Genomic DNA, 23,111 nt, shown 5'->3' with positions numbered 1-23,111 from the left:
AATTAACCTCGTCTTAATAAAACATCACCACCAACAACCTTGATGTAATGCCAGCTTTGCTGTAATACAGATGAATCATTAATAGCCAAATCTACAATCTTGACCCAGTTGACTTGATCGTGACTCCCATACACAGCACTCGCTGTTGCTGTTGATTGATATGTATATAGAGATGACAAGCCTTTTATTTTGTAAATTTGACCATTTTTAAGAGTAACTAGCTCAGCTGGAGAGATTTCAGTAACCATTTTATTTACTCAAATATAAAATTTGAATGTAGTCAAAGCTAACTTTGAAATCATTATTCAGTTTTGTTGTTGGTATTTAGGACGGCTTCTTATTTCCAAATATTCGTTTTTTCTTAACCACAGCACTCTTGATAGCTGGCATGACTATTTTTGCTTGTGGCTTTTTAACAACCTTACGTTTAACAACAGTTTTAGGCTTAGATTCGGTATTCTCTTTATTTTCAATCACAGGTTGATTTGACACATCTATTGATACACGCTCAGCTACACGCTTTAAATTCGGCTGCATAATTTTTAAAGCAGCCAAAGCATATACACGACAATCCAGTGCTTCATTTCGTGCTCGATCTGGCTTATGCCATTCACGTATTGGCTGTCCTTTCACATAACGAATAATCAATTTTTCAGCTGTTAATTGTCGGTACCACTCCATTTCTCGGTCATGTGGAAAGTGACAATATCCTGGTCCTTTCTTTTCCAAATCTAAACGGCGCATGACTGTCAGTTTTGCTTCGTCGACCCCGACAATAAATAAATCAATTTTTCGTTTATCTTTACCTGACTGTTTACGCTGAGGGCTTTGCACAATCGGCATCCCCCAACCTGCACGCCCTTTAATCGCAAAGACTTTTCTGTTTCTACGGCTCTTTACATATTCATAAGCCCTTTGTGTATAGCCAGCGGTACCACCCGTATCTAAACATGCAGCCGAAACACTCAGTTGTGCACCCGATTCATGCAAATACGTAGCTTCAAGAATGTCGTCTAATTCTTCCCAGATTTCATCACCCAGCGGATCACCCCAAAGTACACGGTAATCAATAGACCAACTTTCCTCACCGACTCCCCAAGCGACAATCTCAAGTTCTAAACGATCCATCTGCATGTCGATACCACAAGTTAGATAGACACCTGCGTTCGGCACACGTGCGACATATTCCTCAGCACGCAATTGAAGTATTTCAGGATCTGCCTTATCTCCATTTTCTTCATAAGTTTCACCCAGTGACACATTTACAAATACCTGTAAATCATCAAGTGTCAATTTATCCAAATAGGATTGCACGATGTCACGCATCTTACGGAATGTAGAAAGCATCTCTGGTGCGTGAAAGCTAATATGCCCCTTAAAAGGCTTTTCGGCTTTCCAACCATGACCAAGTTTTTCAGCATTGCGAATCGATGCAATGCGCTCACCATCAGACCAAATGTCACCACAGCATTCGCAGCGATAACCTGCAGTTTCCACATCATGCTCTTGGTCTAGATCTTCTTTTGCATCTTGAATGTTAGTAGATTTACGGCCTTGCCAAGTCACATTTTCCCACCTTAAAAATTGCGCTTCATTGCAATGTGGGCATGGCACATAGTAACGGCGCATATCGCCTTGCTTAAATGCATTTTCAACACGGCTTGCACCTGCAATGGTTGGTGTGCTTGATTCAGTTCTTAATGCTTGGTCGCCAAATGTTGCTGAACGCTGAGCAAGTAATTCAATTGGATCACCTTCTGCCGTTGCCTCCATGCCGTCAATTTCATCGGCATGCGTAATTGGTGCAGAACGTGAGCGCAATGTCTTTGGAGAACCTGCCCATGAAAACATCAACCACCCGCCAACATAAGAAATCATGCGACTGTTATTCACACCATCACGGCTACGAGGCTTGGCCATCTTTTGAGAAATAGATTTGTTCGCTTCAATCATTGGACGAAGCTTAGTTTCTAGAAAAGTTTGCACATCGCCTTGTGTTGGCTGTACGAATATTTGTGATTTAGGCTCATGAGCAATGAAATAACCGGTTGCGCACTGCTGAATGGTAGTTTTACCAAGCTGTGCGCCTGTCATGTAGGTAATACGACGAACACCATATTCTTTAATGGCGTCAATCATCCCTCTTTGATAAGGTGCGTTATCAAAATTAATAGGACCCGGTATCGCATTACCCACAGGGATTTTAATATTTTTTTCTGCCCACTTGCTTGGCAAAATATCTGGTGGCGGTACCAGATGATGCATAGAGCGTTTTACAGCATCTAAAACAGATCCGTGATTACTGAATATAGATAAATCACTCAATCTCTTCCTCCTCCAGCTCCTCTTCCGCTGAAGTTTCAAGCGCCAAGACCAATTCAGCTTTTAATTTCTCTTTAAAAGCTCTTTCATCAGTTTCACCAAGTAGCTGTAAAACGGCACGCTGCGGCACATTCATAATATTTGCACGTATAGCAGCAAATACCATTGCTTGAGCACGCTCAAACTCTGCAATTAATGCAACCTCACCTTTTTTTGTGGCCAACTCTAATTCAGTAAGTTCTGTTTTTGCTTTTTGCTCACGCAATTTTAATTCTTCGAGGTCATCTGGAATGCCACCTGTTGCTCGATCAACTGCTTCGTCTTGGAGCCATGATGAAATTTGGGCTGTATTAAACTTCCATTCTTGCCCCTTTCCATGACCACGCACTACTACTGGGCAGCCTTTTTTTACCCACGAATCAACGGTTGTTAAAGCAACCCCAAAAACCTCTGCAAGCCCTGCTCTACTTACGTTTTGACCCTTTACAGCATTCGTCATGACAAGACATCATCCAAACCTATTTATATTTAAGAAGTAGTAGTATGTTGCGATTTTGAAATTCACACAGATATGAAAACCTGCGAGGTCTTTGCCCCCGCTTGGGGTGCCCCTCTGGAAGTACCTTGGGAAACTATTTTTTCTTTGGAATCAGTTGTTTCGGTCTGACCGTTGCATAAGGCTCTGTCCTGCTGGATCAGCGCTTGAGCACTCTTGAGTTGCTCTGCTACGGCGTCTGCTCTTGCGGCATACCGAATAAGAAATTCGACATCTGTGTCGTGAAGTCCGCCTGTTGTGGCTGCATGATGACTGACGGTGCTGTCGGCAACGATGGACACATCGGGACATTTCTTGGCTTTGAGTGAGTCGCGCAAGCTGAGATTGTTAGCGCGATACTCATCAATAAGAGTTGTTTCATTGTGCTGTAATTCCTTAATCTTTTCAAGGTACTTAGTCTCAAGTTGCTCTTGTTTTTTGTAACTATTACGCTCACGATTTAACGCATTATCAGCCTGTGTTTTAAGGTCTTCGAGCTGCGTCTCATAAGTCTGTATTTGTTCTGATTGAGCACTGTTATATCCATAGTCATAACAGCACCAACCAATGAAAATACTGGTCAGTAAGAAGCCAAGAGCAACAATGAGTTTGATGTTCATATCGACCTACTTCAAAAATAGGAGTTTTTCTTTAGCACGGCGGTTCACTAGCCCGTTAATGACTTTGCCATTGTCATAGATCCAACGGTCGAACTGATTGGCAGCTAATCCAAACTTTGATTGGTTGATTAGCGTCAGCATGGTGCTTTTCACAAATGCTGTCTCGCCAACGTTGTAAACGAATGAAGCCAATGCATCGAATTGGTTTTGATTGAGTTTTACTTTGATGTATTTATCAAGGCATGCATCCACCCATTTGCAATCGTTCATCAGCCATAAGTTTGCTTGGCCTTGGGTGCAGGTATCACCTTGTTTGACGGTTACACCATTTGGATACTTGATCGTTCCATAGCCAATCGTCCAAACACCGCCAGTATCTTTATAAGCTTGGTTCCGAAAGCCTTCACTTTCACGGATGATGGAATAGCCATAACCTGAAATATCAAAATGACCACTTACAATATTGGTTAATGAAAACCCGATCAGCGTTGCGAATGTTGTTAAGCCATGGCATGCAATAATTTCATCGCCAGCAATCACTTGTGACTGCTCAAGCTTTCCGCCTGACATTGATCGTAACCATGAATATGCCTGTGCAACTTGACTCGATTGATCAATACTCATCACTTACCACCCCGCTTAAACCAGTTTTTCATCATTTCTATGAAAAATGATGTAAATCCGACCTGCTTATATGCACCCGATTTAATCCAAGCGAAGAACTCTTGTAAGACCAACCCACCAAGCGCTCCAGTCAAAAAACCAATACCACCCGCATGACTCGGTGCAAGCGCCGTGTAATGCATAATGAGTAAAGTGAGGTAATGTGCCGTAAATGCACCCGACAGTAAAAACACGGCGTAGTCTTTGGGTGTTTTAAGCTGCTCTTTGTTATATCGAGTTGCCACAACCGCCCCCATCAAACCTGCAATCCAATACTGAAAATCGCTCAACAACTTCAACACAGCGACCCACCATTCATTTCCACCCATTTTTCCAAACACCTTTTTAATTTTCTTTATTGTTTAAGAGTGCAAATTATTTTTCATTATTCACAATTTAAAAGTCATCTGCTGAGTGTTTAATTCCGCTTCATAGATTCTTGATACAATTCGTTCAGTCACATTAAAAATATTTGCAAGCTCTTGAATACCCAAACCGCTTTTAATCATTTGACGAATACCATTATCTCGTGCTTTCAGAATGAGCTGTTTGCATTGAGCTAATACAAGCAACTCCCCGCCAAATTCTTTTGAGAGTTTTTCCGCATCTAGGTAGCCAAGAGTTTTTACAAGGAAATGATTCATTTCGAGCCTTTTCAGTGTTGGCACATAAAGAAATAATTGCCCCTGTCCTGCACGTTTTTCTGTTTTATATCGCGGGCATTGACTGACAAGATAAAGCGCATTTTGTCGACCAATGACCTCAGCAATACTTCTTAAATCCCCATTTAAATCATTAATGCGTTCCATATCAGTCCTTTTGGTGTCTAGCTATACGGTGAAATACCAACATTTCTGCATCACGTGTGTTTTAGCGCTGCATTAATCCCTATTCCCCTCAAAACTTCGCAAATCTTTTAAAAACCAACATAGCTGCATCACGCGCATGCTCATTCGTACGTTCAATCCAACCGGTGCGCTTTTTAAATACATCGGCCTTTGTTTTGGTTGCATTGGCTGCTGGATGAATCATTAAGTAATTCAACCCTTGCTCCTTACACCAATCTTCCCAAATCTGCGCATCACGCTTTACCGATCCAACACCTTGTGCTTTCTCACGACCACCAGTGAACCAGGTGCGCTGCCGAGCATCTTCAATGAATAAACAGACGTTTTCTTTTCCATAGTGCACAACAAACTCAAGCGTGCGACTCATGGCCTGAGTAATCGTTAAGGATCTAACTTCAAATAGTTCACCACCATTGCCTTTGTCTTCTGCCACGGCGTAGCCTGTGTTCACACCTGTATCGATGCCAATGAGATACTTAGTCATTCAATACAAACTCCCCATCACCTTTGCAAAAACACACATAGCCAACTTGAACGGTTAAATTGCGGTACCCGATGCCTTTGTCAAAATCAAAAAGCTTATCGCCGTGTATAAATCTCAAGTTTTTAAAGAATGGTTGTGCTGTAAAAAATGCTTCAAATTCTTCAGTGCGATCCACTAGTGGGATAATCTCCACATCTGCAGTAAAGCAACTAAAAGGCGTTCCATCATCTAAACGCCCAAATACCCGACCATCTTCAACACGATCCAATACACCGTACCCAGTGAAGCGTTTGCCTGAATAAATTGTTGCTGATTCACTTACGAAATCTACTTTTACGCGATCGCCTTTATTCATCCCTTCACCTCAAATAACTGTTTAGCTTTACCACTCAGGTAATATCGATTTTCTAGGCCTTCACTGTGTTTTGCATACAGAAGCCCCATCTGAACCAAATTTTTTAAATAGCGCTGTACAGCACGTTTCGTCACCTGCGGCATTACCTGTAGCTGTATTTCTGATGCTGTTGCTACTGATGTGTTTTTAACAACTAAAAGAACATCGATTCCACGCTCTAGCACGGCGGCGCTATTGAGCTTTGAAAATGCTTGATTCACGCTTCACCCCCAACACGATTAAACGTCTTCCCTATTCTTGCTGCCAGCTCAGGTGGGCAAGGAACACCAGTACGGTTTCGCTCATGATTGTCGAGCTGCTTTGGAGCCTTAGGCTTCACCCACATTTCTTGCGGCTTGCCACTAGCCTTAGCGCGGCGTAGGTAATCCATATAAATATCTTTGAAAGCGAAATGAGCCGATTTTTGCCCTTCTGCTGTCAGTACATGGCGAACTTCATCAAGTACACGCTTGGTCAGCGTTGTGATCTTCGTTTGTGGATCTGATTCAAACTGCATGGCCTTTGCCCACGCCATATCAGCAGTCCACCAATCACCGCCCTGTTCACACCAGCTGCGGAATGTCGGTAAATTCTTCGGGCACCACTCCTCAGAGTTCATACGAGTTAAACCACGTGCGATATCTGCTGGGGTTAGCCCATTTAGGACTGTGCATGCCAATTGGCGAAGTTCTTCATCCGCATAAACTTCAAAGTTTTTCGTGAATGCTGATCCGTAAAGATCACTCATGCGCTGAAGAACCATGTCCGCTACTTCAACTGGGAAATCAATCGCAAATGCTTGCTCAAATAATTGGATATTGCTCATGCGCACTCTCCTTGAACATCACGCATTGGCGCTGGTTGATTTGCTTGGTTGCCAAAACGACGGCGCTCCAAAGGTTGTTGAACTGGTGCGGGTGTATTCTTCGGTGGGTATACGCTTTGGTAGCTACCGATGATCGAAGACTCCAAGGATTGATTTGCCCCTACACCAAAACCAATTAATTTGTTGATCAGCAACTTCACGGCGTTTTCAGTCAGAGGTTTTTTGATGCTGTTGCGCATGTCCACAAACTGAATCCACAAATCACGATTTACATTCGCTGGTAACTCAACCGCTTTTGGATCGAATTGATTTTGCTTTTCCGCTTTTGGTTTTTCAGCCTTAGGTTGTTCAGGAACACTCTTACTTTTTTTATTTATTTTTTTATTTTGTAGAGTGTCTTTTGATAGTGTCTTTTGTGTGTAAAGAATTTTTACTAGCGGTGGTAAAGATTCTTTACTAGCGTAGTTAAATTTCTTTACTAGTAAAGATTTTTTACTAGTGCTTTCAGGTAGTAAAGAATTTTTACTAGGGAAAGACATTTTCCAACCAACAACGCATTCGTCATTCAACTTAAAAGTATTGCCATGAATGGTTGATCCGCACTCAATTACCAAACCTACTTGAATGAGTTCAGCAATTGCTTTTGTGACTGTAGGACGGCTCTTGCCTGTCATCTTTTGGAACTGGCTTAGAGAAATCGAATCATGCTCTTTGTACCAGCCACGTGTCTTACGACAGATGATCAAATACAGCTTTGCTGCAACATCCCCAATTTGACAAAGAACGTCGTCTACAAAGGCGTTAGGCACCTGAAAGCTGTTAGGAGTGAATTGACTCATTTGTTTAATAACCCCGCAGCAGCAACGAGTGCCGTTAATCTTGTTAATCCAAAGGCTGTAATGCGTGCTTGGGTGTAAACCTTGTCACCCTCTACACATGCAATCACCTGTGAAACCTTGTTTACCATTACCTTTTGCTCTACTCGTTGTGCATATGCACATAACCGTCGGTGACGGCTGTTTTCTCTAAATACCCAGCGCTTCTTCAACATGAAGTCAATGAGCTTTGATTCTTGAATGCCGATGGTCTTTGCTGAATCACGGATTGAATACGTGTTTACCGTGTCTGCAATCACATCCATCACCTGTGCCTTGGGCTCTAACACGGCGACATGGTCCTTAAGCGCTTGGTTTTCTTGTTCAGCAGCTAATGCCAATTGGATTAGATCCATTCGACTGAGTTCGACAGGCTTTGCAGCTTGGCTTTCCAACTCATACCAACGCTTTACCAGGAGCGCCGTGAATTGAGGGCAAAGCTGTGCAACCACGGTAATGCTGTCTAATTTCCCTTGCTCACCGCTAAAAACGTATGCATCAGAGAAGCGATTAGGGCTAAGTGACTGTTTGTTTTCAACTTTCGCCATTGGCGGTAGTTGAATTACGTCCTTATTAGCTAAACGCTCAATAGAAAGCTTCACATTGCGCGGTTCTGTATGAACAATCTGAGCAATTTCAATGTGATTGATTGAACCTGTAATTGCTTGTGGTATACTTATTGGCATATTCATAAAGATTTACCCTCTGAATTGAATACAAAAGCCTGATCCCCAAGATCAGGCTTTTTCTATTTGCAAAGCTGATAAATACTTAGCGCACTCGCCTTTCATGGCTTTGCGTAGTGATTGAATCTTGAGTTCCATTTCTTCTAGGATGTGATCCGTCTCATCCATCTCCGCGGGAGTCACAACACCGTCTTCCAATGCATTCAAAACTTGTTTGTTTGCTGCACCATTTCCAACATTCATACCTAGCAAAGACTCCAAAACGCTTAAGTGGTGCTCTTTACCATCAGTATTTTCTACAGGAACCAACATCAAACCGATTTTGTGTGCCCAAACTTTTAAAACTGCTGGATTTTCTGTGTAGGTCAGCATTGCTTCAAAAGCTTTCAGGCTTGGCAAATGCGTTTCCATATTTGGGTTTGCATAATTCAAAACAGTTTTATGCGATACACCCAATACATCTGCGACATCTTTAGGGCTTACACCTGTAGATTGATGGACCATCTTATGCAGCGCTGTTTTTGTTTCTTTACTAATGTCCATATGTGAATCCTTGAATTTATTCACGTTTACCTATTTGGTGGAATTCGTGAAAATGAGGTTATTGTGCTAATGGCTGTGCAGAAAGTTTCTCAATCACCAAGTCGAGAGCCTTGCCTTTTTCGTACTGCACACTTTGCTGGGTGTCTTTTAAAATTCGTGAAACTGAACTTTGATTGATTCCAGTTTCATCACTGATTTTTTGCTGTGTGTAGCCGTGCGCGTGTAGAAACTGAATTTTCTCTTTAAGAGTCATTACTAATTACCTGTAACTTCATTTTCATTATTTTATGCATGTTTGCATAACTGTCAATGCATAAGTGAGTTATTTCTTTTTAATTATGCTTTTCCGCATAAAATAGGTGTTAAATGATGGTTGACATTGCTATGAGCTATATAAGATCCAATATCGATTACTTCCTTGATAAGCACAGAACAAATCCAAATGATCTTGAGCAAAAGAATCCAAGGATTAAACAATCTACGCTTTTCCGAATTCAAAGCGGGGCTACAAAAGATCCGCGCAGGTCTACGCTTGAACCATTTGCTGAGTGGGCAGGAGTTTCTGTAAGCGACCTATTTGAAAAAGATTTTCGTCAATTAGGTAGCTCCACAGGATTTGATAACAATGTTGATCTATCGCAAAAAATCCCATTAGAAGGTCGCCCTATTCCAGTTATTTCATGGGTTGCGGCAGGCTCACTTTCTTCAATTGAGACCGTTTTAAAAGACACTGAAATTGATGAATGGCTTCCACCAAATAAAGATTGTGGAAAAAGTGGTTACGGCTTAAAAGTTACTGGAATGTCAATGTCACCCTTCTTTCTTCCAGATGACCGTATTTATGTAAATCCTGAGGTGCAAACTTTTGATTTACAAACTGGCGATTTAGTCATTATTGCGTGCTATGGAGAAACTGAAGCTACCTTTAAAAAATTAATTATTGAAGGTGATAACAAGTACTTACAGCCGTTAAATCCCAACTGGCCAGAGCAGATTATTAAACTTAGCGAAGATTGTAGATTGGTTGGCAAGGTTGTTGGTTTGTATCGAAAGATTTAAAAAATAAAAGCCGCTATATGCGGAGTCAAATTTGGCGTGCCGAGTAATTTAAGCAGCAAGGAAACAAAATGGATAACTCAAAACTACCTATCAATCAAATTATTGAAAAATTAAAACAAGCCTCTGAGAGTAAGCAAGGAATTACTCTAAATTCAGATGAGGTTGTTGAGTTATATGAGGAGTTTAAAGACCTTGTATACATACCTGTTTTAAGTATGGAAGAACTTGCTGAGTTAAGTAAAAAGGATTAAAAACGGAAGCTAACCCATTTTTTAATAAGCATGTAGAAAATATAACGATTCTGCATCATATTCCGTAGAGCCATAATTTTTAAAAGGACAAAGCATGCCAAATTTAGAAGAAATCAAACAACAATTATCACATGTTAGTGGTATGGAAAATCTCTTCGGTAGAAAAGAAATCAAAGAACTACCATCTATCCTATGGGATGACGAAATTGTCGAGGGTATGATTACTGGGACATACAACAATGGTTTAGGTGCCTTATTTGTTACGAATAAACGATTAATATTTGTAGATAAAGGATTGTTATTTGGTTTAAAAGTAGAGGACTTTCCTTTAGATAAAATAACATCTGTTCAGTATGAGACAGGATTATTATTAGGAAAAATTACTATCTTTGCTTCTGGTAATAAAGCTGTAATTAAAGATACAGATAAAAATTTGACTAGAATATTTGGTGAAATTGCTCGAGCTAAAATAGAAAACTTTAATAAAAAACCAGAGACTACAAATACTCAAAAATCATCAGAAAATGTTGAGCTAAGTATGGAAGATAAAATTCAACATTTGGAACGCCTATTAAAACTAAAAGAGGCAGGTATTTTGACCGATGAAGAATTAGCTACACAAAAAGCAAAAATTTTAAATTAATTGTGAACCCGACGCAGCCATTAAGACCTGATCGGGTGGAGAAAAGAATGAAAGCTTTGCTAATTTTAAAAAATCACAATTTTAACTTAAATCGTTTTAATGAGCTTGCAGGAGTCGAGTCTTCCAAAGGTTACGAGGTGTTATCAACTAGCGTTTTTCTATTCGAGCTTGAGCACGCTTCTCATCTTCTAGCAAATATACAAAGTTGGTTAAACGATCAAGAAAAGTCTTACCATGTAATATACCTTCCAAGCGAACCTGTAATGTTTCAGTATCCAAACAAGGATGTTTCAAATTTTGCAAATTTGATTGACTAGTTACCAGTTCATAAAGAGCATCAACGGATTGCTTGATCTCGTCAGGATTGGTTACACCAGCATCAATCAATTTACACATCACTTCATGTCGCCATGCCTTTAATTCTGGTGGCACATCTGTTGGAAGCACACTAGCTAAATTTTCAAAATCCATAACAAACTCCATCCAACCCACCCCAGCGGTGGGTTTTCTTTTGCTAATTAAATCATAATTAAAAAAATAATGCACATTTGCATAATTTTATATTGCATTAAATAATGCAGATATGCATAATTTATTCACACACCAACCCAATGTGAGTAAACCAAAATGACAAAACAAACCTCCTTTTGCCAAACCCTTAGCAATTTGCAACATGGTTATTCGCTTCAAGAACTTGACCAATTGCTTACAGAAGCGCTTCAAGCATCACAAGACACAGGCAAGGTCAGCAAAGTAAGTGTGACCTTGACTATCAAGCCTAATGGCGCTGGCACATACAAAATCACAGACGACATCAAGTCGACGCTTCCTAAGTTTGAAAAAGAGGCAACGCTATTGTTTACAGATGGCGAACAGCAACTTGTTCGTGAAGATCCACGCCAACAAAAATTAAAACTTGAGCAAGTTCAGTCAAGTGGCCCAATTGATCTGAAAGGCATTCCTGCCGATTCAAAACCACAAATTAAACCACTTAATTAATTTTTCCTTAACCCATCAACCTCACTATAAACAGGTGCTTTATGAATAACGAAACAAATCAAAACAACGATTTAGATGCTTATCGTGCAGGTCAGCTTTCACAACAATATGCAAATACGAATCTTCCGTTTGTTGTGGTGCCAGGCGAAGGTAAAGTTCACACCTTCCCTGAAACCCTTGATCGCCCTTTACAGCTTCAGCAAACGGTAAGCTTGCATACAGCTAAAGACTTCATTGGTTACGTAAATCGTTCGCTGATAAAAATTCAGTCATTTTCGTTAATGTCCTTGGCGGGAAAATCCAAGCTGTTCTTGATTACCACGAAGCAACACCTGTTGATGAATATGGTTCTAATGCAAAGCAACGTCTTTGCTCTCATAAAGCCATCTTCAATGTCGAACAAACACCTGAGTTCAAAAAAATCCGTGATAAATCGGGTGAATCAATGTCTCAGTCTGACTTTGCACTGTTCTTAGAAGATGTAATGCCATACATCAATCAACCAGCAGCTGCAGAACTCTATGAAATTGTCAGCACCTTGTCTGCAAAAACCAGTGTCGACTTTAAATCAGGTGTTCGTACTGACAATGGTCAAGTATCTATCACTTATAACGAAAACATTGATGCCAGCGCAGGTCGTGAAGGCAAATTGAATATTCCAGAGCAAATTGTATTTGGTATTTAGGTTCACCGTGGCGGCAGTCACTATGCCCTACCTGCTCGTTTCCGCTACCGCATTAAAGATGGCAATTTGCGCATGTGGTATGACCTTGATCAGCTAGAAAAAGCTATCGAAAAGTCTATGGAAGACACAGTTACTTATATTCGTGAAGGCAAAGTGATTGATAACGGTGATGGCACTGAAACAGCTCAATTAGGTGTTCATTCACACGTAACAATTTTGGAAGGCTCTGTTAGCTAAATAACAGACATTAAAAAGCCCTGATTACTTTGCACGGCGATCAGGGTTCTTTGTAAACACTTGCACGCTTACGGGGCTAATTATGAATCAACGCGCATCGCATAGCAAATTACCTGAATTTGGCGCAACCAAAAGCCAAACTTCTGCAATCCTCTACCAAGAACCGACCTTGGAAGAAACCAAGCCACAACATAAACCAGTTATCGAGTTCGTAAAGAACTTTGCAGCAAGCACCCTGCTGATGATCAGTATTTTCAGTATTTGTTTAGTTATTTTGAAAGGCTGTGCCGATGATGTTGAACATCAAAAAGCCATGGCTGTTAAACACCAATTGCAGTTTGCGTCTCTAAACTAATTTTCAAACATAGGAATATAACAATGCCAAACCATGTGACTAATAAGATTGAGATCACTTCTGCAAATGCAAAAGATGCACTTGATTTCATGCGTACAGATGCATGTGAATTTGACTTCAATAAAGTCATTCCAATGCCTGAAGCTCTAAATGTTGAATCAGGATCTCGTACTGATGCTGCACTCGCATATGCTTTGTCTGAAGGCTTTAAGTCAGAGATTACAGCTAATCAAATTGAGAAATACTTCGAAGATGGTTTTTTCTCTTCAAAAGAAGATGTAGTTATACGTGATCTAGCAACCGCTCAACGTCTAATTAATGACAAATCCGAAACCCCTGAAAACCTATTAAAGCTCGGGCAACAGATCATTTCGAACGTAGATAACCACGGCGCTAAAACTTGGTACCAATGGGCGATCCCAAACTGGGGAACGAAGTGGAATGCATACGATGTGAATGTGGCAGATGCCCAAGTGACTTTTGATACCGCTTGGAACTCACCTATCGTTGCTCTGGACGCATGGATTGCTCAATTTAAATTAAGTTGCACCGTTAAAGCTTTTGATGAAGGTCATAATTTTTGGTTCATTCGAAACTACAAAGACGGCGTACTTGAATCAGAAAGAGACACTTTAAAAGAAGATTGCGATTCCTTATGCAAAGAGCTCAAGGGATATGACCCATCCGAAGAAGATGAGGATGAGTGAGTCACTAAAATGAAAAAAGTCCCTAAACGACACATGGACCAATTCACGATGTTTTTATCTGTTGTTGGTTTTACCTAAAAGACAAATGCTGATGGTTCTATCACTTGTATAAATCCCAAAATGCCGAAAGAGCGCAGACAAATCGTGCTATGGCAGAACGGAAAAATGAATAAAGCATGTCAGTTGCTTTGGTGGGATTTTCTAAATCACTGGTTACTTATCGGCAAGCAATTTATTGAAGCGCTGAATAAGAAGATTGAGGTGGCGTGATAGGTATTCGCAATACTTAAAACGCGATAAATAAATATTTCGAGCAATTATTTGCGCAATTTAAACCAAAAATCAGGATTTTGCGCAGATGTTTGCTCAGGAGAGTGTGATGGATATTCAGAAAGAAAAAATTGCTCATGAAAAACACCTGCTTTCACAAGGTGTGGATTTCAAATATTTGCCGAATATTCAATATAGCGAATTGGAAAATGTTTATGAGCTAATTGAATGGGATGAAGAATATAGCGAAGCCCTGAATGAAATTAATTCAAGCTGGTGCACATGGCAAGCAGCCAAAGCCCAAGCGGTGCCAGAGGTAAAAGATATTGGCAATGAATTGCAATCATGGGTAGCTGTATGGTCGTTTAAAGCAAGACATGATCGTGAAGACTACATTGTTGTAGACGCAAACCTTCTTGCTGAAAAAATCGAAAAACTAACTGGAGCGAATGCGTGATGGATTTGCAGAAAGAAAGAGAAGCGTTTGAGAAAGAATGCAGACTACTTTGCTACAAAGGCAACATGGTTATGTCAAACCTAGGCAGCTTTTACAATAACGAGCAAACAAACTGGATGTGGCAAATGTGGTTGTCAGCCAAAGCCCAAGCGGTACCTGAAGGGTTTGTTCTTATGCCAATTAAGCCAACTAAAACAATGGTTATGGCAGTTGTGAAAGAGCATGAAGGTGATGCCTTTCTACCGTATAGCTTGTATGACGCTTATGTGAAGCAAGCCATGATCGAAGCACAGGGGCAGAAATAATGCAGATGTATTTTGAAATAACCGATGCAGAATCTGTGGCCAAACTTGATAAAGCCTTAGAGCCAATTAATACCTTTGATTCAAAGTTACACGCATTGCAGAAAAAATATGGTGCTGACACGCCTTATGTCTTTAACTCGCTGGATCGCGGTATTGAGTTTAGTTGTTTTTGGTTTGAAAAATATCCGCTTCACTTGGACACAGAAAAAGAGTTCAAGGTTTCAAGTGAGAAATATAAAACAGGTTGGGAGATACGTCCGCGCAAAAGTAATAAGAAATTCTATTCTGAATTTATGGAAGGCTTGGAAGGTGTGAATTACAACGGTCTAAAGGCGATTTTATTTAACAATGAAAAATGCCGACCAAGTATCTCTTACACGAAAAGAGGTAATGCTTATTACATTGACTCGACTGTGAACATTGCTCTGCCACACAAGGAACTAACTGCTTCGCAATATAAAAGCTTGATCAATGAGGATGAGGCCAATGACTGAAATTCAACAAACAAATATTGCAGTAGCAACGTACATCATTGACGAGTTGTACAAAGAGAAGCCTTTTAATTTGGTGTTAGATGCAGGTCAGACAGGTTCTTTATACAACATTACAAGCGAGTCGCATCACCTACACAGCGGCTTTGTTCGTAAGCTAGAAGCAACTTTAAGACAGCGCGTAAATAATGGTACTGGCGTGATTCTTGAGATTAATTGCAATGCTGATTTGTATTACCACGTGCTGAGTAGTTATATCGCAGAGCATCAAAAGCCTGCAAACAACATCGATCAATTCATCCAAAGCGGTGAATTTGATAAGGCTTTCCGTGATGTGTTTGGGTTGCCGATTGGTGTGGTGAAGTCTTTGGGAGAGGTGTCATGAGCGATCAGTCAACAAAATTATTGCCAATTGATCAAGTTATAGCAAAACTTCAAATTGGCAAGTCAACCATTTATAAATGGATCGAGCAGTGTGAATTCCCTCAACCAATATTACTGGGTACTGGAAAGCGCAAAATAGCTCGATGGAAAGAATCTGAACTTGATGAATGGATTTTGCAACACAAAGCCAAGGCCTCCTAATAAGAGGCTTTTTAAGGTTATACGGAATAATGAGTACGTTTATTTTTTACGGTATTTTTTACGGTATATACAACCAATTAAAAATATTAATTATTAATTATTAGATTCTTAACCATATCATTCGAGTCCCGCAGAGCGCACCATTTTATATTTGTTTTCAATCTCTCTAAGCCTAATCATAAACACTAAAAATTCAATTCATCGCGCCCAGATACTAATAATCTCCTTCAATCTTGGGCGCTGATTCAACAGCCGCTCAAGTTAATGCAAAAAATTCAGCGTGATCAAACTTGCTCGCGGCGACACCTACATCTGGGTTTTCAAATCAGGTTTTAGTAAGTCAAACTATTCTTGATCTTTTGCAATTAATTTTCGTGCTCAAATCAGTTGCTTGGCTGTTTCATTTTCAAATAGCTGTTCTCAACAGATGCACGGAATGAGCCAAATTTCATACCCAATTTTTCCCTTCTATTTTAGTCCTATAGCACAGATTTCATCCTGAAATCTTGGTATAACAAAGCTCCCCTATTTTAAAACATATTTTTATGAATAATATTAATTTAATTTATAGGTCAATCGTTTACCAATTTTATTTATTGCGTAATTAAATTACGTATTGAATAATAATTTAGATCAAGTATGATGAATTAAAACTCCTACACTTGTTCACTCAACATTAAGAATGCTGCTGAACAGGTGCCCCATGTCAGACAAACGGATTTGTCTCTCTCGCTCTAGAATTGTAGCGACCAGTCCGTTGGCTCTGAAAGGAATCGTTAAAAAGATAAGCAATAGGATTGCTTAAAAAAGAAATGAGGACGTTGTATGAATGAATTAGCCAACCCATTAGAACTATGTGGATTCGAATTTATTGAATTTGTTTCTGAAGATGGTCAGCTAGATGCGGTGTTTGAAACCATTGGGTTCAGCAAAGTGGCAAAGCATAAGTCTAAAAATGCGTATTTATGGCGTCAGGGCAAAATTAATATCATTCTAAATTATCAGCCTGAATCGTATGCAGCTTATTTCTATAAAGAACATGGCCCTTCTGCCTGTGCAATGGGTTTCCGAACCAAGAATGCGGCAAAGGCATTTAAAAAGGCGATAGAAATTGGTGCTGAACCAATTTACAACCAAGTTGGTCCGATGGAGCTAAATATCCCAGCGATTAAAGGGATTGGTGGCTCTCCTATTTTCCTCGTCGATTGTGACATTTACCAAAATGACTTCATCTTCTTTGATGATGTACCATCCCATCCTGTCGGCACAGGTTTATATGAAATCGACCATTTGACCCATAATGTGTATAAAGGCCGTATGCAGTATTGGTCTGATTTCTATGAAAAGATTTTTAACTTCCAAGAAATTCGCTACTTCGATATTAAAGGTGAATATACTGGCCTGACGTCCAAGGCACTCACGGCGCCAGATGGCAAAATCCGTATTCCGCTCAATGAAGATTCGGATAAAGGAAATGGTCAGATTGCCGAATTTCTCAATGAGTTTAACGGTGAAGGCATTCAGCATATTGCCTTCATTTGTGATGACCTGATTAGCACTTGGGACAAACTCAAAGCTTTAGGTGCTAAGTTCATGACACCTCCACCAAATACCTATTATGAAATGCTAGATGAACGTTTGCCTAACCACGGCGAACCTGCTGATGAGCTACAAAAACGGGGCATCTTGCTGGATGGCAATACTAAAGACGGTAATAAGCGCCTCCTCTTGCAAATTTTCTCTCAAAATATGCTAGGCCCTGTCTTCTTTGAATTTATTCAGCGTAAAGATGACGACGGTTTTGGTGAAGGCAACTTTAAAGCGCTATTTGAGTCGATTGAACGCGATCAAATTAAACGTGGCGTTTTAGATGTATCTAAAGCTTAAACGATTTCTAGAATCTCCCTGTACATATAGTTTTATGTACAGGGAAATTTAACTTTTGTGCAAGAACTATACTCGTAAAATTAAAGTCTGCTCCGATGACAATATAAAAATAACTAAACATCATCATGGTTCAAGGCTTTATCTCACATGGATGAAGAATAAAAATGCAGCACATTGAACAAGGAAACCTGAAAAAAGGTTTAAGTAATCGTCATATTCAGCTCATCGCCCTCGGTGGTTCTATCGGCACGGGGCTTTTCCTCGGTATTTCACAAACCATCAAACTCGCAGGACCTTCTGTTATTTTAGGCTATGCCATCGCAGGCCTTATTGCCTTTCTCATGATGCGCCAGCTCGGTGAAATGATTGTGCATGAACCCGTGAGTGGTTCTTTTAGTCATTTTGCTTATAAATACTGGGGCAAATTTGCGGGATTTATGTCTGGCTGGAATTATTGGGTACTGAATATTTTAGTGTGTATGGCTGAACTCAGTGCTGTCGGCCTCTATATCCATTACTGGTGGCCTGATATTCCAACGTGGGTTTCTGCTTTGGGTTTCTTTATTTTCATTAATGTCATTAATTTACTGCACGTGAAATTATTTGGTGAAATGGAATTTTGGTTAGCCATTATTAAGGTCGTGGCAATTATTGCCATGATTGCTTTTGGGAGTTACTTGCTGGCTAGCGGTAGTGGTCATAGCCAGTCTAGCTTACAAAATTTATGGCAGCTCGGTGGCTTCTTCCCCAATGGTATTACAGGCTTAGTGATGGCTATGGCCATGATTATGTTTGCTTTCGGTGGAATTGAACTGGTGGGCATTGCAGCAGCAGAGACAGATAACCCTCAGAAAACCCTCCCAAAAGCCGTCAATCAAATTGTTTACCGCGTCTTGTTATTTTATATCTTAAGCCTAGTCGTAATTTTGTCACTTTATCCATGGAATATGATGGCTGAAGGCGGTAGTCCTTTTGTATTGATTTTCGACTCTCTAGGCAGCCAGACCGTGGCCGCTGTTTTAAATTTTGTAGTTTTGACTGCGGCTGTTTCTGTCTATAACAGCACCAATTACTGTACCAGCCGAATGCTGCTTGGTCTGGCACAACAAGGCAATGCCCCAAAATTTTTAAGCAAAATTAATCCGCGTGGTATTCCTGTAAATGCCATTATGGTTTCAGCTTTCTTTACTTTAATATGTGTTCTGATTAACTATTTATTTCCTGAAAAAGCATTTAACTTACTCATGATGCTGGTCGTAGCGGCTATTGTGATTAACTGGGTCGTGATTTCTTATACACATTTAAAGTTTAAAAAAGCCATGAATCGCATGCAGGTAAAAACTCACTTTCCAAGTGTGGCCTATCCATTTACCAATTATTTATGTATTGCCTTCATGGCGAGTATTCTGCTCATTATGAGTCGTAGCCCAGATATGCAAATTGCAGTTCTCATGATTCCAGTCTGGATTGCAATTTTACTGACGGCTTATCTCTTTAAACGGAAGCAAGAAGATCATGTTGCGTTGCTTGAAAAAAGTAAAATCACTTCCTTACCAGAAGCGTAATATCGTATTTATCATATTAGGATGTATTCATGTTTCAACATATTGATGCCTATGCAGGTGACCCGATTCTTTCTCTGATGGAGGAATTCAGCAAAGATACGCGCCAGAATAAGGTCAATCTCAGTATCGGACTTTATTATAATGAAGATAATATCGTGCCGCAGCTACAGTCGGTTCAAAAAGCCTATACTCATTTAATTCCTGACTATGACAAAGTCCGAGTCTATTTGCCGATGGATGGGCTCAAGAGCTTTAATCAGGCTGCACAAGAACTCATTTTCGGTCAGGCTAGCCCTGCCCGTCAGCAAGGACGTGTCGTCACCATTCAGACTTTGGGTGGTTCTGGTGCACTCAAAGTGGGTGCAGACTTCTTGAACAAATACTTTCCGCAGTCCGATATCTGGGTCAGTCAGCCGACTTGGGAAAACCATATTGCGATCTTTAATGGCGCTGGTGTTCAAACCCATTTCTACCCTTATTATGATGCGGACACCCATGCCGTAAATCTAACTGCGATGCTAGATACCTTAAGGCAGCTACCTGCTCAAAGTATAGTACTACTGCATCCTTGCTGTCATAACCCAACAGGTGCAGATTTAGCACCTCATGAATGGGATCAAGTGATTGAGGTTCTAAAAGCAAATGACTTGATTCCTTTCTTGGACATGGCCTATCAAGGTTTTGGTCAAGGCTTGGAACAAGATGCTTATGCAATCCACGCGCTAGATCGGTCTGGTATGAACTTTATTGTCAGCCATTCTTTTTCCAAGATCTTTTCCTTATATGGTGAGCGCGTTGGTAGCTTGAGCTTTGTCTGTGATGACGCAAACATTGCCCAAAATGTATTGGGCCAGCTTAAAGCGACAGTCCGTCGCATTTATTCTAGCCCAGCAGCCAACGGTGCGTTATTGGTGAGTCAGGTATTAAATGACACAGCGTTGTCTCAGCTATGGCAGTCTGAATTAGAAGAAATGCGTCAGCGCATTTTACTGATGCGTCGCTTACTTGAAGATAAACTCAGTCAAGCTTTACCAGATATGGACTTTAGCTATCTGACCCAGCAACAAGGCATGTTTAGTTATACAGGCTTAAGTGCAGAACAGGTCGATTTGCTGAAAGACGATTATGGTATTTATTTAGTCCGCAGCGGCCGTATGTGTACTGCTGGCCTGAATTTAAACAATATTGATTATGTGGCTGAGTCGATGGCGACTGTGCTTAAAGCGGCAAGTTCCGCTGAGTCTGTGCTTGCTTAAAATATATCATGTTCACTTAGGCTTCTCACTCTAGGGTTAGAAGCCTTTTTTATCGTTATTTTTCAGAACTTGAATCCAGGCAACCTAAGTCTAAGGGTTTCAGCTTAACTATCTATTTCATGCCCCCTTTCTTTTAGACAGTGCGGCAAAAAAAATCAAATATTTCGACTGTCTGACTCCGCAACCCCATAAAAAAATCCACCAGAGGGTGGATTTAAAACTTAATTCATCTTTTCAATGTAATCGACGCTTTTATATAGCAGCAGCTGGACGAAATAAAGCCTCGATCTGTCGCTGTACGCCAAGTACATAATCAATTGCTTGCTGCATTTGTCCTTCGGGTAACTGATCTTCTGTGCCAATACAAGTAATGACATGATCCAGTTGCTGCGTGAAATTAAAGACTGGAATACTAATCGCATTGATCCCAGCCATCATATCTCCTGTGACTGAAGCATAACCTTGACTCAGGATTTTCGCTTTCAGCTCTAAAAAATCTTCCCAATTTGCAGGATACTGCTCTGACTTAACGCTACTTTCCCATTCTTTTTCCAATAATGGCTTGATGATGTGCTCAGACTGATAGCAGGCATGCAAGCGCCCTGTCGCAGATTTCAGCAGAGGCATGCGTGAACCGACTCGGGTAATAATATTAAAGACATGGTTAGATTCTAGAGACTGAACCACGACCGCGCCATCGGCAAACCATTTACTGACATGAATACTGCAATTCAGATGTTGCTGAATGTCCTGAATATAACGCTGGCTTAATTCCAGCATATCTGTTCGTTTGAGTGCATTCACCCCAAAAGCATGTGCACGCTCACCTAAACTATAACGCCCATCCGTTAATTGCTGAGCATAGCCTTTACGAATCAAGCTCACCACATAACGGTGTACTTTAGCCGGATGCATGGATAAAACTTCGGACAGCTCTTTTAACATCATCGGTACATTATGTGCAGTTAATGCATCTAATACGGTTAATCCAACTTCCAGAGACTGAACCCCTCCCTGTATTTTTTCTTCCTCAACACTCATCGCTTTACCCTACATAGCTGCATTAGTTGTCATAACTCCATTGGTGAATTGTACTACTTAAATCAAAAATGTGAGCCATCTAAACCTGACTCTCTCATTCAGAGTAGTATAGCTCAACAATTTACACTATTCATAAATAAATTATTTATTGCGTAATTTTAAAATATAAGTATGATTCTATCTAGAACTTAAATTTTCCACGGAAAGGATCAATATCCATGAGCAAACGCCTGAAGTCATTTGTTGAAATCGCTGCACATTCAGATTTCCCACTAGAAAACCTGCCTTATGGCATTTTTAGTGAAAAACACAATTCGCAGCCTCGTGCTGGCGTAGCACTGGGAGAATGGGTAATTGATCTGGCGGTACTGGAAGCGCATGGTTATTGCAAACTAACAGATGGCAAACTGCTCTTTAATCAGCCGACACTGAATTTGTTTATTGAATCAGGTAAAGCCAATTGGTCTAAGGTCCGCGCAGAATTACAAGCTTTGTTGTCTGCAGATAATCCTGAACTTCGTGACAATCAGGCTCTGCGTGATCAGGTTTTCTTCAAACAATCAGATGTCAAAATGCATATGCCTGTACACATCCCAGAATATACCGATTTCTATTCATCTAAAGAACATGCCACCAATGTCGGTTGCATGTTCCGTGACCCGAAAAATGCGCTGCTACCCAACTGGTCAGAACTCCCTGTTGGTTATAACGGTCGTGCCAGCTCAGTTATTGTGAGCGGCACTGACATTGTCCGTCCATCAGGACAAATCAAGCTGCCAGATTCAGAACGTCCTGTATTTTCTGCTTGTCGTAAACTCGACTTTGAACTGGAAACTGGCTTTATCGTAGGTAAATCAAGTCAGCTGGGTCAACCTGTTCCAATTGAAAACGCTTGGGATCATATTTTCGGTATGGTGCTGTTTAATGACTGGTCTGCTCGTGACTTGCAGCAATGGGAATATGTACCACTTGGTCCGTTTAATGCCAAAACTTTTGCGTCGTCTATTTCACCTTGGATTGTGACGCTGGAAGCACTTGAGCCATTTAAAACCAGTTCGCCTGAACAAGAGCCGAAACCTTTGGCTTATCTGCGTGAAGACAACAGCAGCAATAGTTATGACATTCATCTTTCGGTTGAAATTCAGCCTGAGAATAACGACCAGAGCAATGTGATCTGCAAAACCAACTTTAAATATATGTACTGGTCCATGGCTCAGCAGCTGACACATCATACGATTGCGGGCTGTAACTTACAGGTCGGTGATTTGATGGGTTCAGGGACCATTTCAGGGCCAACCCCAGATTCTTATGGTTCATTGCTCGAAATCACATGGAATGCCACCAAACCTTTAACGCTATCAAATGGCGAACAGCGTAACTTCATTCAAGACGGCGATACCATCATTATGAAAGGCTATTGCGAAAAAGATGATTTGCGTATTGGCTTTGGTGAAGTCAGCGGCAAAATTCTGCCAGCAGTGGATTTTGGTTTTACCCAATAATTGCAGACTAGGATCTTGCC

General features: G+C 40.6%; 33 protein-coding genes and 1 pseudogene. 17 read left to right on the top strand and 17 right to left on the bottom strand.

What is annotated here, in order from left to right:
• Nucleotides 1–2 precede the first annotated feature (2 nt).
• The 15 genes from AC4CVD_RS04180 to AC4CVD_RS04110 all read right to left on the bottom strand — a co-directional run bounded on the left by AC4CVD_RS04180 (nucleotide 3) and on the right by AC4CVD_RS04110 (nucleotide 9,049).
• Nucleotides 3–248, bottom strand: coding sequence for a hypothetical protein (locus tag AC4CVD_RS04180; RefSeq protein WP_131230003.1), 246 nt, complete (start codon nucleotides 246–248; stop codon nucleotides 3–5).
• A 76-nt stretch (nucleotides 249–324) separates the two neighbouring features.
• On the bottom strand, nucleotides 325–2,325 hold the full coding sequence (locus AC4CVD_RS04175; protein WP_490752116.1) for a phage terminase large subunit family protein: 2,001 nt from the start codon (nucleotides 2,323–2,325) through the stop codon (nucleotides 325–327).
• Nucleotides 2,318–2,821: a terminase small subunit gene (locus AC4CVD_RS04170; RefSeq protein WP_279698867.1), complete on the bottom strand. Its 504-nt coding sequence runs from the start codon at nucleotides 2,819–2,821 to the stop codon at nucleotides 2,318–2,320. The genes AC4CVD_RS04175 and AC4CVD_RS04170 overlap by 8 nt, the downstream gene beginning before the upstream one ends.
• Before the next feature lie 62 nt (nucleotides 2,822–2,883).
• The gene (locus AC4CVD_RS04165) at nucleotides 2,884–3,477 is read right to left on the bottom strand and encodes a hypothetical protein (RefSeq protein WP_490752114.1); all 594 of its coding nucleotides are present in this window, start codon (nucleotides 3,475–3,477) and stop codon (nucleotides 2,884–2,886) included.
• Between the two features lie 6 nt (nucleotides 3,478–3,483).
• Entirely contained in the window at nucleotides 3,484–4,101 is a 618-nt protein-coding gene (locus tag AC4CVD_RS04160) for a lysozyme (protein ID WP_490752112.1), read from the bottom strand.
• On the bottom strand, nucleotides 4,101–4,469 hold the full coding sequence (locus tag AC4CVD_RS04155) for a hypothetical protein (protein ID WP_279734059.1): 369 nt from the start codon (nucleotides 4,467–4,469) through the stop codon (nucleotides 4,101–4,103). The genes AC4CVD_RS04160 and AC4CVD_RS04155 overlap by 1 nt, the downstream gene beginning before the upstream one ends.
• Nucleotides 4,470–4,529: 60 nt before the next feature.
• Nucleotides 4,530–4,949 carry a Mor transcription activator family protein gene (locus tag AC4CVD_RS04150; protein ID WP_490752109.1) on the bottom strand — a complete coding sequence of 140 codons (420 nt, stop codon included), beginning with the start codon at nucleotides 4,947–4,949 and terminating at the stop codon, nucleotides 4,530–4,532.
• Nucleotides 4,950–5,037: 88 nt separating this feature from the next.
• Complete coding sequence (locus tag AC4CVD_RS04145) at nucleotides 5,038–5,472, bottom strand: hypothetical protein (RefSeq protein ID WP_119064341.1); 435 nt, start codon at nucleotides 5,470–5,472, stop codon at nucleotides 5,038–5,040.
• On the bottom strand, nucleotides 5,465–5,827 hold the full coding sequence (locus AC4CVD_RS04140; RefSeq protein WP_490752107.1) for a hypothetical protein: 363 nt from the start codon (nucleotides 5,825–5,827) through the stop codon (nucleotides 5,465–5,467). Before AC4CVD_RS04140 ends, AC4CVD_RS04145 begins: the two co-directional genes overlap by 8 nt.
• Nucleotides 5,824–6,087, bottom strand: coding sequence for a hypothetical protein (locus AC4CVD_RS04135; protein WP_078388967.1), 264 nt, complete (start codon nucleotides 6,085–6,087; stop codon nucleotides 5,824–5,826). The genes AC4CVD_RS04140 and AC4CVD_RS04135 overlap by 4 nt, the downstream gene beginning before the upstream one ends.
• Nucleotides 6,084–6,692 (bottom strand): restriction endonuclease, encoded by a 609-nt coding sequence (locus tag AC4CVD_RS04130; RefSeq protein WP_490752105.1) that lies wholly within the window; start codon nucleotides 6,690–6,692, stop codon nucleotides 6,084–6,086. Before AC4CVD_RS04130 ends, AC4CVD_RS04135 begins: the two co-directional genes overlap by 4 nt.
• Nucleotides 6,689–7,531: a phage replication initiator YdaU family protein gene (locus tag AC4CVD_RS04125; RefSeq protein WP_201951271.1), complete on the bottom strand. Its 843-nt coding sequence runs from the start codon at nucleotides 7,529–7,531 to the stop codon at nucleotides 6,689–6,691. Before AC4CVD_RS04125 ends, AC4CVD_RS04130 begins: the two co-directional genes overlap by 4 nt.
• Nucleotides 7,528–8,259, bottom strand: a complete 732-nt coding sequence (locus AC4CVD_RS04120) for a phage antirepressor KilAC domain-containing protein (RefSeq protein WP_224466545.1) — start codon at nucleotides 8,257–8,259, stop codon at nucleotides 7,528–7,530. Before AC4CVD_RS04120 ends, AC4CVD_RS04125 begins: the two co-directional genes overlap by 4 nt.
• Nucleotides 8,260–8,304: 45 nt before the next feature.
• A complete protein-coding gene (locus tag AC4CVD_RS04115; protein ID WP_063454637.1) occupies nucleotides 8,305–8,796 on the bottom strand; it encodes a phage regulatory CII family protein in 492 nt (163 codons plus the stop codon).
• Between the two features lie 58 nt (nucleotides 8,797–8,854).
• Nucleotides 8,855–9,049, bottom strand: coding sequence for a helix-turn-helix domain-containing protein (locus AC4CVD_RS04110; RefSeq protein WP_063454636.1), 195 nt, complete (start codon nucleotides 9,047–9,049; stop codon nucleotides 8,855–8,857).
• 113 nt (nucleotides 9,050–9,162) lie between these two features.
• Between AC4CVD_RS04110 and AC4CVD_RS04105 the strand changes: the two genes are divergently transcribed.
• The 3 genes from AC4CVD_RS04105 (at nucleotide 9,163) to AC4CVD_RS04095 (ending at nucleotide 10,749) form a co-directional block, all read left to right on the top strand.
• Nucleotides 9,163–9,855 (top strand): LexA family protein, encoded by a 693-nt coding sequence (locus tag AC4CVD_RS04105; RefSeq protein ID WP_490752101.1) that lies wholly within the window; start codon nucleotides 9,163–9,165, stop codon nucleotides 9,853–9,855.
• A 68-nt stretch (nucleotides 9,856–9,923) separates the two neighbouring features.
• Nucleotides 9,924–10,106 carry a hypothetical protein gene (locus AC4CVD_RS04100; protein WP_279734069.1) on the top strand — a complete coding sequence of 61 codons (183 nt, stop codon included), beginning with the start codon at nucleotides 9,924–9,926 and terminating at the stop codon, nucleotides 10,104–10,106.
• Nucleotides 10,107–10,200: 94 nt separating this feature from the next.
• The gene (locus AC4CVD_RS04095) at nucleotides 10,201–10,749 is read left to right on the top strand and encodes a PH domain-containing protein (protein ID WP_297424345.1); all 549 of its coding nucleotides are present in this window, start codon (nucleotides 10,201–10,203) and stop codon (nucleotides 10,747–10,749) included.
• 147 nt (nucleotides 10,750–10,896) lie between these two features.
• Here the strand turns inward: AC4CVD_RS04095 and AC4CVD_RS04090 are convergent, their stop codons facing one another.
• Nucleotides 10,897–11,220, bottom strand: a complete 324-nt coding sequence (locus tag AC4CVD_RS04090; protein WP_317455338.1) for a hypothetical protein — start codon at nucleotides 11,218–11,220, stop codon at nucleotides 10,897–10,899.
• 156 nt (nucleotides 11,221–11,376) lie between these two features.
• Here AC4CVD_RS04090 and AC4CVD_RS04085 point away from each other — a divergent pair, with 156 nt between their 5' ends.
• From AC4CVD_RS04085 to AC4CVD_RS04025, 13 genes and pseudogenes are all read left to right on the top strand, one after another.
• A complete protein-coding gene (locus tag AC4CVD_RS04085) occupies nucleotides 11,377–11,748 on the top strand; it encodes a YfdP family phage-associated protein (RefSeq protein ID WP_178904635.1) in 372 nt (123 codons plus the stop codon).
• Nucleotides 11,749–12,019: 271 nt separating this feature from the next.
• Nucleotides 12,020–12,529: pseudogene (locus tag AC4CVD_RS04080) on the top strand (DUF2303 family protein); the annotation flags it as partial.
• Nucleotides 12,530–12,752: 223 nt separating this feature from the next.
• Nucleotides 12,753–13,025 carry a hypothetical protein gene (locus AC4CVD_RS04075; RefSeq protein ID WP_490752098.1) on the top strand — a complete coding sequence of 91 codons (273 nt, stop codon included), beginning with the start codon at nucleotides 12,753–12,755 and terminating at the stop codon, nucleotides 13,023–13,025.
• Between the two features lie 23 nt (nucleotides 13,026–13,048).
• Complete coding sequence (locus AC4CVD_RS04070) at nucleotides 13,049–13,732, top strand: hypothetical protein (protein WP_490752096.1); 684 nt, start codon at nucleotides 13,049–13,051, stop codon at nucleotides 13,730–13,732.
• A gap of 120 nt (nucleotides 13,733–13,852) precedes the next feature.
• Nucleotides 13,853–14,002: a hypothetical protein gene (locus AC4CVD_RS04065; RefSeq protein WP_490752094.1), complete on the top strand. Its 150-nt coding sequence runs from the start codon at nucleotides 13,853–13,855 to the stop codon at nucleotides 14,000–14,002.
• A gap of 109 nt (nucleotides 14,003–14,111) precedes the next feature.
• A complete protein-coding gene (locus AC4CVD_RS04060; protein ID WP_490752092.1) occupies nucleotides 14,112–14,459 on the top strand; it encodes a hypothetical protein in 348 nt (115 codons plus the stop codon).
• Nucleotides 14,456–14,764 (top strand): hypothetical protein, encoded by a 309-nt coding sequence (locus tag AC4CVD_RS04055; RefSeq protein ID WP_490752090.1) that lies wholly within the window; start codon nucleotides 14,456–14,458, stop codon nucleotides 14,762–14,764. The genes AC4CVD_RS04060 and AC4CVD_RS04055 overlap by 4 nt, the downstream gene beginning before the upstream one ends.
• On the top strand, nucleotides 14,764–15,258 hold the full coding sequence (locus tag AC4CVD_RS04050) for a hypothetical protein (RefSeq protein ID WP_490752088.1): 495 nt from the start codon (nucleotides 14,764–14,766) through the stop codon (nucleotides 15,256–15,258). Before AC4CVD_RS04055 ends, AC4CVD_RS04050 begins: the two co-directional genes overlap by 1 nt.
• Nucleotides 15,251–15,640, top strand: a complete 390-nt coding sequence (locus tag AC4CVD_RS04045; protein WP_490752086.1) for a hypothetical protein — start codon at nucleotides 15,251–15,253, stop codon at nucleotides 15,638–15,640. The genes AC4CVD_RS04050 and AC4CVD_RS04045 overlap by 8 nt, the downstream gene beginning before the upstream one ends.
• A complete protein-coding gene (locus AC4CVD_RS04040) occupies nucleotides 15,637–15,840 on the top strand; it encodes a helix-turn-helix transcriptional regulator (protein WP_119064304.1) in 204 nt (67 codons plus the stop codon). The genes AC4CVD_RS04045 and AC4CVD_RS04040 overlap by 4 nt, the downstream gene beginning before the upstream one ends.
• A gap of 825 nt (nucleotides 15,841–16,665) precedes the next feature.
• The gene (gene hppD, locus AC4CVD_RS04035; RefSeq protein WP_087010368.1) at nucleotides 16,666–17,727 is read left to right on the top strand and encodes a 4-hydroxyphenylpyruvate dioxygenase; all 1,062 of its coding nucleotides are present in this window, start codon (nucleotides 16,666–16,668) and stop codon (nucleotides 17,725–17,727) included.
• A gap of 164 nt (nucleotides 17,728–17,891) precedes the next feature.
• Nucleotides 17,892–19,292 (top strand): amino acid permease, encoded by a 1,401-nt coding sequence (locus AC4CVD_RS04030; RefSeq protein WP_004981288.1) that lies wholly within the window; start codon nucleotides 17,892–17,894, stop codon nucleotides 19,290–19,292.
• 29 nt (nucleotides 19,293–19,321) lie between these two features.
• Nucleotides 19,322–20,548, top strand: a complete 1,227-nt coding sequence (locus tag AC4CVD_RS04025; protein ID WP_490752083.1) for an amino acid aminotransferase — start codon at nucleotides 19,322–19,324, stop codon at nucleotides 20,546–20,548.
• Between the two features lie 252 nt (nucleotides 20,549–20,800).
• On the opposite strand, the gene AC4CVD_RS04020 is transcribed toward AC4CVD_RS04025, so the two are convergent.
• A complete protein-coding gene (locus AC4CVD_RS04020; protein WP_490752081.1) occupies nucleotides 20,801–21,589 on the bottom strand; it encodes an IclR family transcriptional regulator in 789 nt (262 codons plus the stop codon).
• A 218-nt stretch (nucleotides 21,590–21,807) separates the two neighbouring features.
• On the opposite strand from AC4CVD_RS04020, the gene fahA reads away from it, so the two are divergent.
• Nucleotides 21,808–23,091, top strand: coding sequence for a fumarylacetoacetase (gene fahA / locus AC4CVD_RS04015; protein ID WP_490752079.1), 1,284 nt, complete (start codon nucleotides 21,808–21,810; stop codon nucleotides 23,089–23,091).
• Nucleotides 23,092–23,111: the final 20 nt, after the last annotated feature.

This window comes from Acinetobacter sp. LipI_23 (assembly GCF_058243045.1).
The sequence above is the reverse complement of the archived record's forward strand: the minus strand, read 5'-3'. Positions and strand labels throughout refer to the sequence as shown.